This window comes from uncultured Treponema sp. (assembly GCF_946187725.1).
Taxonomy (GTDB): Bacteria; Spirochaetota; Spirochaetia; order Treponematales; family Treponemataceae; genus Treponema_D.
Genome location: NZ_CAMHSK010000003.1, coordinates 145,096 through 160,463, shown reverse-complemented (window position 1 = coordinate 160,463; position 15,368 = coordinate 145,096). Strand labels below are relative to the sequence as shown.

Below are 15,368 nucleotides of genomic sequence, written 5' to 3'. Positions count from 1 at the left end.
TCCTTGATTGTCATTAGCGATTCTTTCAATGTCATTTTTCACCACCAGAAAGAATTCTAATGTTTTTTGAAATTTTTAAATACCATACATTTTAAAAGTCTTTAAAATGCGTTTGCCCTGCGTTCCCGCCGTAAACGGCGGTCGGGTCTTTCGGGGTTACGCGCTAATTGCGCTTCATTCTTTCGTTCCTTTCAGTCACTCCAGAACGGCTACGCCGCCCCTACACCCCCTAACGCAAGAACCGCTAGCGTATCACTCTCACCGGTTCTTTCCTTTTCTTCCAGAGGCCGGATTACCTTCACCAAAACAGAACTTCCGGCAACAGGAATATTTTTGTCATCCGGCGAAAATACGAGCTGGCAGTGCAGGAAATTTTCCGTAACTGCATGAATTATCACGCGGTCCTTTACAAGACGCGCTCTGTGTACGCTTTCACACACGGCAGGCAAAGTCTTTCCGACAAACGAATTTATGTAATCAGTCTTTGACTTTTTGTTGAATTCTTCAAGGCGGGCAATGCGCTTGTCCGTCTCATAATTCGGAACCATCGGACGCATTTTGAACGCCTCTGTTCCAGGACGCGGACTGAACGGAAAAGCATGAACATAGGTAAATCCACATTCAGAGAGCATCTTCATAGTCAAATCAAAATCTTCGTCCGTTTCACCAGGAAATCCGGCAATAATGTCACATGCAATGAACGGACTGCCCTTTGCCTTCCGTAACAGTTCTGTCGCCCGATAGACGGCTTCAATACGGTAGGGCCGTTTCATTCTTGCAAGCACCGAATCGCTTCCGCTCTGGACAGAAATATGGAAATACGGACAGACACGAGGATTTTCAAAAAGCCGCGCAAGATTTTCATCAACGATTTCAGGGTAAAGACTCGAAATTCTGATTTTAATCTTTTCGGTCTGCTCCAAAATCAAAGCCAGAAGTTCGGTAAAGCGGACTTTTTTTCCATTGTACTCACTTGAATACAGAGAAATGTTTACCGTCGTAATGACAACTTCGCTCTGCCCCGCTTTTTCCAATGCCTTTACCCGCTCCAAAACTTCGCTTGCCGCGAGAGAAACGGATTTGCCTCTTGCAAGACGAATTCGGCAGTAAGTGCACACACAGTTGCATCCGTCCTGAATTTTAAGCGAAGAGCGGGAATGATTCAAAAAAGTGTCGGTTGAAAGCCGGAACGGAGAAGTAATGACTCCTGGTACGGCAGAAGTATTTTCTTTATCAAAGAATTTCTGAATTTCAGAAGAAATCTTTTCACCGTCAGGATTTTCGCCAGATTCGAGGAGTTTTTTCAACAAAGGAGGCAGGTCGGCAAGAGAACCTTTGTGCTGACCGCCCAAAACACATACACGGCTATCAATCGCCATGATTTCTTTTTGATTAAGCTGAGCGTAACATCCAGTAACAGCTACGGCACAATTCGGACAGCTCTTCAAAAGCATACGAATGATTCTACGCGCTTTTTGCTCTGCTTTTGCCGTGACGGTACAAGTATTCACAATACAAAGCGCGACACTTTCATCAAAAGATTTTGCCGTAAATGGCTCCATACTGACAGGAAAACCTGCATCAGTAAAAAAACGGGCTGCCCCCTCACTCTCAACCTGATTGAGACGGCATCCCAATGTTTCAAAATGAATAGTTCTGTCCATCAGTTTTTATCGTAATCGGGCGGTAACACGCTCTTTTCCGCGTGCAGCATCAGCATTAGAAGATTTCAACTCAATTGCCTTGGAATAAGCGTCAAGTGCAGAAGCATAGCTGCCTGCCATTTCACGGGCATAACCACAACGAGTCCACCAGATATCAACGAGAGGTTCTGTATAAACGGCCGTAGTCATTGAAATGTCAGCATGCTGGTACTTTCCCTGACGGATGTAAATTTCACCCATATAATAGTAAGCATTTCCGATTCGGGCGGCATTTGAAGGGGCATTTGCGATGTAAGTTCTGAACATTTCAAGTGCCTCATTGTTTTTGCCCTGATAATATTTTGCTTCTGCAAGGATTTCCATAATGCGCACATCAGCAGGGGCAATTTTTCTGGCTTCATTAGCCCTCATTTCACCCTCGGCGTACTGCCTGTTTCGTACGAGCGACCAGCAGAGAACACAGTATGAGTCGATGTTTTTTGGATTTGAAATGATTTCCTGCTCACAGATTTTGATTGCCTCAGGATAATTGCCGTTGCGGTACAAAACGAGCGCATCCGGCTTTGACTGAGCAAAACTGAATGAAACAGAAAGAATGCAGGCAACAGTTAGGAATAGTTTTTTCATTTAGATTCTCCCGTCATAGTACATTTTCCTGAAAAATGAGCGCCAGGTTCAAGCACGACTTCTTTTGAAACAATGTCACCGTCAAGAGAGCCTGAAGCCGTAACGAAAACGACATCTTTCGCAAGGATATTTCCTTCTACTTTGCCGCGAACAAGCACTCTTGAAGCAGAAATTCCTGCATTTACAACAGCATTAGTGTCAACGACCAAATCGCTCGCAGCATCAATGGCACCAGTAATCGTACCACGAATCATGAACGGCTTTTTGACTTTTATATTTCCACGAAATTTAATATCCGGGGCGAGAATAGTATCAAAATCCTCTTCCTCGACATCAAAAAAATCCGAATCTTTAACATCAAACATATTCAAATATTCTACAGTCTATGGGATTTTTTTTCAATCATGTGATCTACAGCATAAAACTTGAAGCACATAAAAAAAACAGCACGGAACTAAGTCCATGCTGTTTTCATTTACTTTGTTAATCCTCCCACCACTTTAAGCCAAAGTGAACCTGAATGTAACCGTCATCGTCATGAATGCCCCAGCTGTGGTCATCAGTGCTGTTACTATACGGAATGCTATAGCTTTCGTCGCTACCACCAGGATTATGCCATTTGACATTCCAAGAGTTCGTTTTCGCAGAGTAATTGAAGTACATGGTGACAGTTCCCAGATGATCATCGCCAGAACCTACATCGTATTCCCATGCATCAAAGCCCAATGTGAAAGAATGATCTTTGGTAAGGCTGTATACTCCTTTGTATTCCTTACTGCAGCCACCGTATTTGCCAGGTTCGTTACGGTGGATGGTTTTCTCACCAAAGCAATAGAACTGCTCATCGTCAACATCAAAATCAGGACCTTTTGACCCCTGGTTGATTTCGTTTATTTTACTAAACATCGGTTCGGATGAGCTCCAGTTCCAGTAATACTGAGGATCACAGCTGCCGTCACAGTCCTCACAATCCTTTACAAAATGAGCCCAGAAATGCAGTGTTCCCGTGCTCTTCTTTTTTGTCGTGAATGTTTTTTGGGCAAGGCAAACCGATTTAAAGCTATCATACGAATTGCTACGGGTATATGCAAAGAGGAACATTGTGTACTCAGTTCTTGCAGCCAAATCCAAAGAAAGCCTTCCTTCATTAATCTTGTCCTGATCCAATTTAAGGTAAAATTCACTCTTTGAATCAAGATTAGCTGTTGAATCTGTTGCCTGTGCAAGATGTGTCTTGTCGAGTTCTTTTGACGAAATCGAGCCTTTAGAACCATACAGGATATAACCGCCGGCTTTTTCAGCTTTGGTTCGCTTATCTTCGTATGCGTTCCAAGAGACATAGGTTCTTCCGCCTTCATACTCTTTGTTCACAACATTTAAGCTGCCACTAAAATCCTTAAACTTAGACTCAATATGGAATTCATATTCCTTTTTAGTCGTTCCGTCAGGAGCCGTGCACTGAATATAGATAATATTTTCCCCGACATCAAGTTCAAACTCCGTTGACCTATCAAAATCAGAATATGACGGTCCTCCCCTCGTGCGGGAATATTTGACAGTGGCGAATGCAAGCTTAGGCTGAACATCAAGACAGACGGATTCTTTACAAGGAGTTTTTGTCGAATAGACCGTCTTGTTGCTGGATACATTGAAATCTGTAAGGCTTCCGCCGTTCTTCAAGGCATATTTTGCGACGCTCAGACTCGTGTCATTTTTCATTTTTGGCACGACAGGATCATTATCCCGCTTAGAGCTTGCAGAATCATAATCCAGCAAATCATCGCCATCGGAATCTTTGAGAACAGGATTTGAATAAACTTTATTCAAATTAGAATACTTTGACTCAAGTCCTATGCCGTCTTTGTACCAGCCGTAGATTTCCTCAAAATCACTAAGGCCGTCACCGTCATAATCAGTCTTGTCGTCACTTGTACCATAGATAAGCTCTTCGTTTAAAGGAACGCCGTCACCGTCATGATCTACGCTGAAGAAAATAGAAATCTCATCCCCCGCGCTTACTTTTATTTTATCCATAGACCAGTCATCGACATCTTCAGTATATGGAGCATACAGTGTCTGTTTGCGGGTACTGCCTTTTGTGAATTTATGAAGTATAAACCACGCCCCTTCGGTATATGAGCCTGTGTTTTCTACAGTCAGGAACTTTTGAAGACAGCCGTTTTTATTCAGAGTATAGTCCGTGCCTTTTGTATAATGGAGTACCGTCTGGAAGATATAATCCAATGTAGGGGTTTCATACAGTTCATCAATGCTCTGAGCACTGGTATTGTACTGGTTCTTTACCGAAACATTGAAAGTACGGGCTTTTATTCCGCTTGTGCTGCCCCAGTCAATATAGACAGCTGCCGTCTTTGACCTGACTTGCGTAAGAGCTTCCGTAAAATCATTTGCAGAACTGTCTTCTTTTTGCAGCGTGATTTTATAGCCGGAAACTTCAATCTCAAAACCGCTTGAATATTTTAAGAGTTCCTCTGTCTTAGCAATAGACAAATCAGCAGAAAGCTTAAAATCACCGCTTTCACTCTCAGCCTTAATTGTAAAAGCCTTGTCATTTGGAAGAGTCAGATTTGTTACAAAGCTCCTTGTTTCAGCCGAATTTGTTGGAAGACGATAGAGTGCAACCGTGACATGCTCTACAGTATAGGCAATATTGCTTGGATTCTTAAAACGAACGGGGATGGCAAGCGAACCGCCAGTTACAGTCCTGCCGTTTGACTTAGTGCTTGACTGACCGTTACTCCAGCTTTTTGACCAGCCTTCGCTTGCCGACTGTGAATAAGTGTAACTGTCACCGTTTGTAGTGCTTCCACTGTAGCCAGCCTCTCCGCTTATGGTGAGAGTGTTTTGATAGCCAGTACCAGTACCAAAACCATGCATAACACTGAAACCTGCTTTTGTACTCCAGCCGCTTGTTTCTGAATGGGTCTTGGTGTTTGAGCTTGTCGTTGATGAACTTCCTGTCCGACCGTCATTTTCGCTTACACTTACAGTATCGCTCGTAGTCGTTGTAACCTGATACTTGTAGCTGATGCCTGGCTTTCCAGTCATTCTTATTTCAAGCTGAGGTGTGTCTGCAATCAGAGGATTAAAGGTATTGCTGTTTGCATTGTACAAGCCTTTTACTTCCGTACCGTCATCCCAGCCGTCACCATCAGTGTCTTTGTTTGAAGGGTCTGTATAGTATTTGTGTATTTCATCCCAGTCCGTCAAACCGTCGCCATCAGTGTCGGTCGTGTCACCTGCACTTTGAGGATTTATGCTTGAAACACTCCAGATGGCAAACAATTTGAGGATTCGATCATTTACGGTAATGGCACCGCCGTCAGAGTATTCGACCTTGGTGGCATCGGCCTTTGTTGCCCATCCCAAGAAACTTCCCTTGCTGTTCTTAAGTTCAAGATCGCTTGCATAAATCAGATTTGATTCAACACCTTTTACAACAGTCTGGGTATTTGTTTTAATTTGAGCACCAGTAGCATTTGGCTCAAAGGTAATCGTTGCATTTTCAAGCCATCTTGCATAGAAAGTCTTGTTTCCAATACTTCCGCTACGGATTTCTGTGACAGCATTTCCTGTAAAGTCAGCCTTTTCATACCATCCGCCAAATGTACATTTTGATTTTGTGACATTTGTAGGAAGGGTAATTGTTTCGCACTGCCTTGTGTAGCTACCAGGAGCCGTAATGCCAGAATCAAAGGCTCCGCCGTCCAAATTGTATGTAATCGTGAAGAGGCTTCCCATATTTGAAAGAACACACTCACTCGAACTGGTCTTTTCGTTTACGATTGCGCAATATTCCCGGTAAGAGCCTCGAAGCTGAGTTTTCGCACTGTCCGCATAGAAATTAAAGACAAGAATGTAGTTTCCGCTTGGAACATTGTTTTTGACATAGCTTGAATTTCCGCCAGTGCCGATAGTAAGTTCTTCTTCTGCGTAACCTGGAACACGGTATCCTTCAATAGTATAAAGACAGCCGGTAACAGAAGCAATGCCGCTGTTATCATAACGAATGGCCACAGAAAGATTTCCTTTTCCATAGGGTTCAGTGTTGTCAAACTCAGACATTTTCGGAGTGAATTTGAGTGCATTTGCACCATTCTGAATCGTCACGGATTTTGTCTCACTAAAGACGATGTCATCGCTTGTAGCAGTAAGCGTAAAAGCGTAGGTTCCTGTCTTAAAGGAAATGGCAGCTTTTGCCATTTCTTCAGCACTTTCCCAGCTTCCGAGTGTGGTAAGCCACGAAAGTTCACCACCGTCTTCGTCTTTATCCTGATAGGAAAGATTTATATAGTTAAGGTCAGAAAGCTGAAATGACGGAAGGGCTGTTCGGCTTTCCTTTTCGTTGATGGCAACAGTAAGCGTAACTCCATCAGAAGGAGCCGCCACTGATTCTTCGCTGTTCTCTGTTATCTGAGAGCAGCCGGCAAACAAAATCAACGGTATTATTGTAAATAAGAAAATAGCTTTATTTTTCATAGCAAGCCCCCTTATTTTATGACAACTGTTATCTGGCTGGATACGATACCAAGTTCGGTGTCATACTCGTCATCCCCAGGAACATAAAGACGCACCATACAGAAAATCTGATAGGCATCTTTTCCGAATTCACTGTTTGTAAGCACAATGGCATTATTCGCACCCGAAGAAACTCCGCTGTACAAAGAAGCAGGGGCTTCATCAATAAGCCATGTAAATTCATACTTGCAGTCACCGCCTGAATAGTTAAAAATCGGAGTAATTGTAGTCAAGCCTTTTGAAGTCTTCTTTTTGAGAGTAAGAGTTCGCACGGTAAGGCCTTCAATCATGCTGCTTCCCTCTGTTGTCTGAGTACCAAGATTTGCATCTTCTACCGTTACGGCAAGAGGCTCACTTTCACGGACATAGCCTTTGGTAAGCGGCGTGCCTACAGAGCGTGCGCGAACGAGCATTCTGTCCCCGGATTTTGCCTGAAATGCCGTTTCAGGAATATCAGTGTATGTCGCACCATTGTTGAATGAAATTTCAAGATTAGTGTCGACTGATGTAAAATCAACGGTTCCGACAGCAAGAGAACTTGTAGCAGTCGAAAGTTCCGGCAAATCTTCCTGAGTGACAACAGCCTGCACATTTACAAAAATGTCTGCCGTTGCACTATAAAACTTCTCTTTTTCGCAGCTGACTCTAAAATACCCGGAAGCAATGGCTTTATAGCCGTCTTTTTCTTGGACTTCGTTAATTTTATTCCAGATAAAATCACCTGCATCATAAGAAGTTCCAAACTCATCAACAAGTGTTCCCCGGATTTTAGCAATTTCAAACTGTGAGCCCGCTTCAAGGAGTCCGTCATACCAGAGCGAACTTTTCTTTACATTGTGGTAGACAGGGTATGAAGAAGAATAAATGCTTTCCTGCACAGTTCCGCCAAATGTCTGCGTAATTTTTACACGCAGCGTTTTATCGACATAAGAATTGAACAGGTCCTTTGTAACAGAAAATGATTTTCCTGTCGCCCCTGCAATATCAGTATAATTCTCAGCGTCATCAGACACCTGCCACTGATAGTTTACCTTACCGCCAGCCGTTTCAACCACATCACGAATGTCATCTTCATTTTCTGCAAACAGACGGGCCTCAAATCGACCGTGATTATTTACGATGTGGGCACTTTTTGCCAGCACTTCAGGCTTACAGTTGAAAGCGACAAGCCCTTTACCTGCAAGCTCATCTTTTTCTTCTGCAGTTCCCTCAAAATTTGGAGTCGTGACAAACTCAGCCGTAACGATTTTTCCTACATTTGAAGAATCCGAGAAGAATTGAACCATGTCAGAAAAAGTCCAGCCAGAAGTATTTACATCGAGAGGTATGCGGGTTGCACTTTTTTTGTATGCCTCAGCATCATAGACAAGAAAGGTAAATGCCGTCGAAACATTTGATTCATCGTAATTCTTAAGCTCAAAAAACGGTTCTACAAAATCACTTGCCCCGCCTGCAAAAATGTTTTCTTCGTCCTCGCAGGAAATTTCCTGTACGACTTTAGGCCAGTAATCAATCTGAATTTTGCTGTCCTGATAGCCCGCTGCCGAAACCGTGAATGAATAAGATTTTCCGCCGATTATGCCTTCAAGAAGAGGCTTAACGAATGTAAGGGAAATTTCGTTGTCCAGGGCCACAGCAGATTCGCTGGCATTGTTGCCGCTGATTGTAACCGTCACTCCGTCATCTGCCGTTACACCGGCACTCAACTCACGGCTTACAGAATCAAAAAGCACATTCGAAACGGACAAAGATTTTTTGGCAGAATCAGGTGAATCAACTGAATCAGAAGAACCGCTGCTGCCAGAATCACCACATGAAATGCCTGTAAGACATAAAGCAAGGGATACTGCCAGAATCGCTGTGCATGGAGAAGATATTTTCATAAATCGACCTCCAAAAATAGGTTAGAAATGACTAAGCCTGTCTGAAACTCTTCAAACAGGCCTACTATGCTCTCGCACCCCCAAATACTTAACCTATTTTAAGTCGATTATAAGCATCTGTAAAGAAAAATTGTTATCCTACAAAAAAAAACTACCTGTAACTATCAATAAAATCACTACAGATTATGCAATTTCTTCTATCATATTGCGCAAAGTCTGCATCTGTTCGTGAGTTCCGACAGTGATTCTCAAATAGTCTTCAATGCCGGGAGTCGCAAAATGACGCACAAGAACGCCCTCTTCCTTGATTTTTTTGTAGGCTTCCTCGCCTTTCACACCGTCTTTGCGGCAGAAAATAAAGTTCGTCTGACTGTCAAGGACATACCATCCCTTTTCACGCAAGAAGTCAATGAATTCATCGCGCTCAAAGGCAACGCTCTGCGCACATTTGACATAATATCCGGCGTCCTTACAAGCGGCAATTCCGGCCTGCTGGGCAAGATAATCAATCGGGAAGTGATTAAGGGAATTCTTTACTGTTGTGACGGCCTGAACAAGCTCCCTGTTTGCGACAAGGAATCCGAGACGCTGACCGGCTCCGCACAAACTTTTTGATGTAGTCCTGATAATCACAAGATTCTGGAATTCAGCAAGCAGTGGAATGCAGCTTTCGCCGCCGAAATCGACATATGCTTCATCAACAACGAAAACCCTGTCTTTTGGAGCTGATTTTAACATTTCGCGCACTTCATCACGAGTAAGCCCCAGAGAAGTCGGTGCATTCGGATTTGCGAAAATTATGCCTGAATCTTCAGACTTTGCCATTTCAAGCATTTTCTCACGGTCAAGAGTCCAGTCCTCTTTTAAAGGGATTTTTGCAAGCGGAATATCATAAAATCCACCGTAAACAGGATAGAAAGAATAAGTGTGCTCAGGAAGAACAAGCTTGCGGTCAGAATCAAAAAAGGCATAGAAAACAAAACTCAAAACCTCATCTGAACCGTTACCTGCATAAATCATATCCGGGCTGACGACAAAAGGAATTTTGTCAAATTCAGAAGGAGAAACAAGTGCACCGCTCCCGTTTTTTTTGCCGCCAGAAAGATTTGCACGGCACAAAACGCCTCCAGATTTATTAAGCATATCTGCAATCGCTTCTTTGAGTTCATTTGAATCAGGATCAGGATAAAGGCCAAGTTTTTCAGGATGACTTGCGACCGCTTTCTGCAGTGCTTTCATTACATTTGGTGATGGAGGATAAGGATTTTCATTCGCGTTCAGCTTTATATAAACACGGTCTTTTGGCTGCTCACCCGGTACATAAGGATGAAGATTGGACATACGCTTTGATAACATTTTTAACTCCTACATTTTTTAAGAAAAAGTCTCTTTATCTTATGACAAATTACTGATAAAATAAAGACATGGCAACAACAACTAGCATATTAGTTTTATTAAAATTTTTCGCATCACGACAAAAAAATGCTGTAGTCAATTACACGGATTTCTGTGAATATCTTAAGCGTTATTCAGAACATCATCTTGCTGAACAGCCGAGTCTTGCCTGCTATCTGGAAGATCCAGTTCCAGCCCTTCAGAAAGAACTGGATAAATTGAGTGATTCACACCAAATCATGCTCGTAAACATCACTCCTGACAAACAGGGAATTCTTGTAATTCCTTTCTATATCGAGCGTTTTGCAGAGCGTTACAGAGACATTTCTGTCAATCCGTCACTTCCCTTTCCTTCAGAGGCCGATTTGCCAAAAGGTACTCCGCAGGAAATTCTTGTAAAAGAAAGTGCCGCTGACTTAATCGGAAAGCTCTTAAAACATCAGGAACTAAACGAAAAAACTCTTTACGGCCTGATTTTGCCGCACAATGCGCCTTCAATTCTTCTTCCGTCAACGATTTCCGTTGTTACGCTCATTGAAGATGCAGTTGGTAAAATCCAGAACATGCTCAAAAAAGAAGAGCATCACGATTACTTCCTCAAAAAGCTCACGGTTTCAAATCCTGGCCGCGAAATGATTGTAAAAAACTTCTTCAACGCATTCGTCGACAGACCTGATCATTCCCTCGAAACCCTGAGTCAGACAACCGAAAGTTTCTATCTCTGGAATCAGCTTTGCTTTTTCATCAAACAGGACTACGAAAAAATCAAGGACTACACGCAGGAAGATTTGTCTTGTCTACAGGCAGTCTACATTACCGAAGTTGGAGCAAACTATTTCAAAACCGAAGCTCAGGAACGGGCCAAAAAAGAAGGTGCTCTCAAAACCCTTGAATCACATCTTTTAAAACCGCCATATTACTTCACCTTCGATGAAATCATCAAATTCACTGACAACAAGGGAGTTCCGCTTCTCGGCCAGTACACAGAAGATGAATTAAAAGATTATCTTCACAAAAAAACACAGGAAGCGCCGGTTCAGGAACTTCCAGACCTGCTCGTTTTCAAAACCTATGACGACCAGCGTTATTTTATCTTCAAAAGCAAGGTTCTTCCGCTCATTCTCAGACTCTGTACAGACGCAAGAATTTCTGTTCTCGACGCAATCAAAACTCACTGGTCAGAAGTTCTCCGCCAGTTTGATGTCCTTCCCGAAATGAAGGATCCAAGGGCATTTGAAGACAGGCTTGAACGAGAAATCCGCATTCAGTCGCCGATTCTAAGCGCACTTTTGCACTCATCTTTCCTGCCGCTTTTAAGCTATGATGCTTCAGGCGGAGATGACACCAGCAAAATCAGTCTCTTTGTAAATGACCAGCTTTTGCCATATAGTGACATCCTTCTCATGAGCAGGCAGGAGCTTCTAAACGATGCAAAAATCATGCTTCCATTCTGGTATTCTATGCCGCTCATTGCATGGATTGCAAAAATGCTTCTTCGTCCGCCAAAGGCAAAACGAAACAAAACCCGAAAAACAAGGGCCGAAATTTATCACGAAGAAGAAGAGACAAAGCGCAAGGAAGACGAAACAACAGCCATGATTGCCCAGAATGCAACAATCTCAAAAAAGGTTGCATTGAGGGAAGCTGCAAGAAGCGTTGAACAAGCCTATGTTCCGGTTACATCAACCCTCAACCGAGAGCTTGATTCATACGAAAAAATGTGGAATCACCGTCTTGGTAAGGAAACTCACAACAACCTTACAGAAGATGTCAATTCCCTTATCCGGGATTACATCCGCCGAACGCTCCGCACAATGAAAACAGAAGGCTTCACAAAAGACCGCATTGAAAGTCTTGCCGAAAGCCTTATGACGGCACCGGGGCTTCAGAAAATCCGTGAGCGCGATGCACTGCTAATGTACATCAAGCTTTACATGGTCAAGCTCGTAAAAAACATTCCAATGTAACAAAAAATCACGCGGCAAAGGTTTTTCCTTTGCCCATTTTTTTTGCCCTAATCAAGAAGCAAAATCTCCAAAATCTCCATATTACTTTCAATTTCAACAATTAATTTGCTTTTTTTATGATTTTTTTCGCTTCAGATTGCCGAAATGTGCTTTTTTTTTCAAATAAATAAGTGAACGAAGAGAGAAGAAAGCCTGTTCGAAAAAATACGGTCAGGCAGCATCCTCTTGTTCAGCATGAAGGACTTCGGCCGGGTCTCTAAGTGCAAAAAGAAATTTCCAAAATCAAAGGAAAACATCCAGAGCAAGGAAATTTCAGAAATCTTATTTTTTTGGAGAAAAATGTATGAATCAGATGAATCAAGTTTTAATCGAGGGAAACATCGTTCGTGACCCGATTGTAAAAGAAACTCCGCGTGGAACAAAAGTTTGTGTCGTTCCAGTCGCAACAAATCATTATTATCGAGGGGCAAACGGAGAGGTTCAAAAAGATGCCGCTTTTTTCGATGTAGAGGCGTGGGGAGCGAATTTTTGCTCACGCGTCGAAAGAATGGCGAAAAAAGGTCGCGGTCTCCGTGTTGTAGGTCGGCTCAAGCAAGACAGATGGAAAACAGCGGATGGAAAGAATTCTTCAAAAATTTACATCATCGCAGAACATATTGATTTTCAGTATCCAAAAACTTCTGAAAAAACAGAGGAAGACGCAAAATCAATGGCAGCAACTGCAGCCGCCGGCATGATGGCAGAAAGCGATTATGAACCCAACAACGAATTTATGGACGGAGGTGAAACCGTTTTCTAAATAAAAAAATGCCGTCCAGGTTTGTTAAGCCCAGACGGCATATTTCGGCACAGATAAGGAAGGAAACGAGAGCCATTCTAATTTTAGAACACTCTATCGTTTTACCACATCCATAAAGATAAGCGAAGTCGTGATAAGTTCTCCTTTTGAATAGACCTTATTACCTTATTTGTGCCGTTTTTTTCTATCGGAATAAGAGCGTCGTTCATCGTTACGCGAAGCAGACCTTCCTCGCCTGTTAGAAGAATTTCTGCCCCTTCCAGCAAGTCCGGCTTCTTTTTCTGCAAGTGCTTTTTCATTCATCGCCTTGTAGATTTCGATTTTTTCTGGACTGTAAAAGCCATCCTTCCAGTTGAAGCGGGAAGTTTCAGGAACCGGCTGTTTTTTTATCATGGCATTGGTGACGGCTTTAAGTTCCTGCCGTGTAACTCTTGTTCTTGAAAAATCAAGAAGAATGCGCTTAAATCCGTTTGAATTTAAAGTTTCGGCCTTGTCCACGATTGAGAACGGAGCCTCAGGCATTACGACAGAGCCGTCAGCAGTAGAATTTACTTTAAATACCTGCTCTTCCTTGTCCATGAAATAAAGGAAATCGTAGCTTTCTGGAAGACGGAACCTCATTCTGAAAAGAGCCGGATATGCGTAAGCCGTAACAAGAACCCTGTCACGGACATTCTCTTCCCAGGTCATCTTCAGGTTATCCCATGAATTTTCAAGCGGTGTGATAAAGGCACCGATATTCTGATTTTCAAACCAGGAAGCGGCCCATCTGTTGAAGGTGTAGAGATAGGGGCCTGCAATAAGATTTACGCCTTTACCGCGAAGCATTGATATATGAGCGATATTGTTTACAACGAAAGTCTGATAGCCTTCGCTGATTAACTCAGTCAAATCGTTCAGGAGCTGCTCTTCTTTTGAGGCCGGACAGTATGGGTCAAGAGAAATAATGACTTGCTTTTTTGAGACAGGGAGTTTTGTCTTTTTTTCAAGCAAATCAACTTTGGACTCAGAATTGTATTCCAAAATCACGCGAACCGGATTCTTTGATATTGCCGTATGCAAATCGGAAACGGTTGAGACCTGAATGTAAAGCCCTTCAGGGAAATAAGTGAGTTCCTTTTTTTCGACAGGTGTCAAATCAAGCACAGGAAGCACTTCTGCGCCAGGCTGCTTTCGGAATTTGGAAAGGTCGTTCGGAAGCACACGCGGATAACGCTTTGACATTGATTTTGTCTGCAAGAGATAAACTGAATCACCGCGCTTAAAGCCACGCGGAATATCAATAAAACGGCGGCCCTCAGAATCAACGGAAACAGAACGAACTTTGTGGCTGACACGGCCTGTGTCATCCTGACGGTGAAGACGGATTGAATCACCCGGATCAGGGTCGTAGCTGCCACCAGAAAGATGAGCCATAGAAATCTGGAAATCAGCAAGCTGAGCTTCAGGATTTGACTCAAGAGCTTCTTCATAAGCCTTGTATGCCTTTTCCTTATCTTCATCACTGACTTCACCAAAACGGTCGATTTTTCCAAGGTAAATACCTGTACCGCCAGCCTGTTTTGGATTAAGAATCAAACTTCCGGCCTTTTCAACACCTTCTTCATTTGTCTTGAAATTATACCAGTAAGAGGTTTTTGCGCGGGCAAAATCAGTAGAAAGAAGGCGTTTTGCGGTAGCGACAGCACCTTTACGGTCTTTTTCCCAGTTATCCATAAGATAACGGTAAGCCGCAACGACAGAACCTACATATTCGGCACTCTTCATTCGGCCTTCAATCTTAAATGATTCAACGCCAAGCTGCATCAAATCAGGAATCTGCTCAATCAGCTGCAAATCGCATGGAGAAAAATAATAACCTTGCTGCTCACCAGCCGATGCTGAATCAACCGTATAGAAACGGCGGCATGCCTGTGTACACATTCCACGGTTGGCAGACTTTCCGCCCAGGAAACTTGAGAACAGACAAAGACCTGATTCACTTACACAAAGCGCACCGTGAACGAAAATTTCAAGTTCCGCATTTGAATGAGTCTTTATATATTTGATTTCTTCAAGGCCAAGTTCGCGCGCAACAACAACCCGCTTGAGACCTGAACGGCTCAAAAGATTGACTCCGGCCGCACTTTCGACATTCATCTGTGTAGAGCCATGGAGTTCCAGATTTGGGAAAAACTCCTGGCACATACGAATTACGCCGAAATCCTGCACGATAAGACCGTCAGGGCCGATTTTGTTTAAATAAGAAAGGAAGCGATAAAGACGCTCCAAATCCCGCTCTTCACTTACTGTATTTACAGTGACATAGATTTTTTTGTTCTGACGGTGAAGAGAAGAAACAGCCGCCTCAAACTGATTCCATGCAAAATTTGAGGAGCGGAGACGCGCATTAAAGCTTTTGAGACCAAGATATACTGCGTCCGCTCCTTCGCCGATAGCTGCATCAAGTGCTTCTACATTGCCGGCAGGTGCTAATAATTCAGACATTCTTTTA

9 protein-coding genes are annotated in these 15,368 nt (G+C 43.0%); 2 read left to right on the top strand and 7 right to left on the bottom strand.

All coding sequences use genetic code 11. The annotated features are described in order from the left end of the window. Nucleotides 1-209: 209 nt before the first annotated feature. The 6 genes from mtaB to hisC all read right to left on the bottom strand — a co-directional run bounded on the left by mtaB (nt 210) and on the right by hisC (nt 10,069). On the bottom strand, nt 210-1,664 hold the full coding sequence (gene mtaB / locus Q0Q74_RS02545; RefSeq protein ID WP_294428203.1) for a tRNA (N(6)-L-threonylcarbamoyladenosine(37)-C(2))-methylthiotransferase MtaB: 1,455 nt from the start codon (nt 1,662-1,664) through the stop codon (nt 210-212). Nucleotides 1,665-1,670: 6 nt separating this feature from the next. Further along, nucleotides 1,671-2,291, bottom strand: coding sequence for a tetratricopeptide repeat protein (locus Q0Q74_RS02540; protein ID WP_294428202.1), 621 nt, complete (start codon nt 2,289-2,291; stop codon nt 1,671-1,673). Further along, nucleotides 2,288-2,656, bottom strand: a complete 369-nt coding sequence (locus Q0Q74_RS02535) for a polymer-forming cytoskeletal protein (RefSeq protein WP_294428200.1) — start codon at nt 2,654-2,656, stop codon at nt 2,288-2,290. Before Q0Q74_RS02535 ends, Q0Q74_RS02540 begins: the two co-directional genes overlap by 4 nt. Before the next feature lie 118 nt (nt 2,657-2,774). Then, nucleotides 2,775-6,791 carry an InlB B-repeat-containing protein gene (locus tag Q0Q74_RS02530; protein ID WP_294428198.1) on the bottom strand — a complete coding sequence of 1,339 codons (4,017 nt, stop codon included), beginning with the start codon at nt 6,789-6,791 and terminating at the stop codon, nt 2,775-2,777. Between the two features lie 11 nt (nt 6,792-6,802). Continuing rightward, nucleotides 6,803-8,713, bottom strand: a complete 1,911-nt coding sequence (locus tag Q0Q74_RS02525; RefSeq protein ID WP_294428197.1) for a hypothetical protein — start codon at nt 8,711-8,713, stop codon at nt 6,803-6,805. A gap of 183 nt (nt 8,714-8,896) precedes the next feature. Continuing rightward, nucleotides 8,897-10,069, bottom strand: coding sequence for a histidinol-phosphate transaminase (gene hisC, locus Q0Q74_RS02520; protein ID WP_294428195.1), 1,173 nt, complete (start codon nt 10,067-10,069; stop codon nt 8,897-8,899). 68 nt (nt 10,070-10,137) lie between these two features. Here hisC and Q0Q74_RS02515 point away from each other — a divergent pair, with 68 nt between their 5' ends. After that, nucleotides 10,138-12,075 carry a hypothetical protein gene (locus Q0Q74_RS02515; protein ID WP_294428193.1) on the top strand — a complete coding sequence of 646 codons (1,938 nt, stop codon included), beginning with the start codon at nt 10,138-10,140 and terminating at the stop codon, nt 12,073-12,075. A gap of 343 nt (nt 12,076-12,418) precedes the next feature. Further along, the gene (locus Q0Q74_RS02510; protein WP_294428191.1) at nt 12,419-12,874 is read left to right on the top strand and encodes a single-stranded DNA-binding protein; all 456 of its coding nucleotides are present in this window, start codon (nt 12,419-12,421) and stop codon (nt 12,872-12,874) included. Nucleotides 12,875-13,039: 165 nt separating this feature from the next. Here the strand turns inward: Q0Q74_RS02510 and Q0Q74_RS02505 are convergent, their stop codons facing one another. Next, nucleotides 13,040-15,361: a peptidase U32 family protein gene (locus tag Q0Q74_RS02505; RefSeq protein ID WP_294428189.1), complete on the bottom strand. Its 2,322-nt coding sequence runs from the start codon at nt 15,359-15,361 to the stop codon at nt 13,040-13,042. Nucleotides 15,362-15,368: the final 7 nt, after the last annotated feature.

What these genes read in the sequence shown, in the direction of transcription:
- mtaB (WP_294428203.1), bottom strand. Translation starts at nt 1,664, where the DNA reads ATGGACAGAACTATTCATTTTGAAACATTGGGATGCCGTCTCAATCAG.
- Q0Q74_RS02540 (WP_294428202.1), bottom strand. Translation starts at nt 2,291, where the DNA reads ATGAAAAAACTATTCCTAACTGTTGCCTGCATTCTTTCTGTTTCATTC.
- Q0Q74_RS02535 (WP_294428200.1), bottom strand. Translation starts at nt 2,656, where the DNA reads ATGTTTGATGTTAAAGATTCGGATTTTTTTGATGTCGAGGAAGAGGAT.
- Q0Q74_RS02530 (WP_294428198.1), bottom strand. Translation starts at nt 6,791, where the DNA reads ATGAAAAATAAAGCTATTTTCTTATTTACAATAATACCGTTGATTTTG.
- Q0Q74_RS02525 (WP_294428197.1), bottom strand. Translation starts at nt 8,713, where the DNA reads ATGAAAATATCTTCTCCATGCACAGCGATTCTGGCAGTATCCCTTGCT.
- hisC (WP_294428195.1), bottom strand. Translation starts at nt 10,069, where the DNA reads ATGTTATCAAAGCGTATGTCCAATCTTCATCCTTATGTACCGGGTGAG.
- Q0Q74_RS02515 (WP_294428193.1), top strand. Translation starts at nt 10,138, where the DNA reads ATGGCAACAACAACTAGCATATTAGTTTTATTAAAATTTTTCGCATCA.
- Q0Q74_RS02510 (WP_294428191.1), top strand. Translation starts at nt 12,419, where the DNA reads ATGAATCAGATGAATCAAGTTTTAATCGAGGGAAACATCGTTCGTGAC.
- Q0Q74_RS02505 (WP_294428189.1), bottom strand. Translation starts at nt 15,361, where the DNA reads ATGTCTGAATTATTAGCACCTGCCGGCAATGTAGAAGCACTTGATGCA.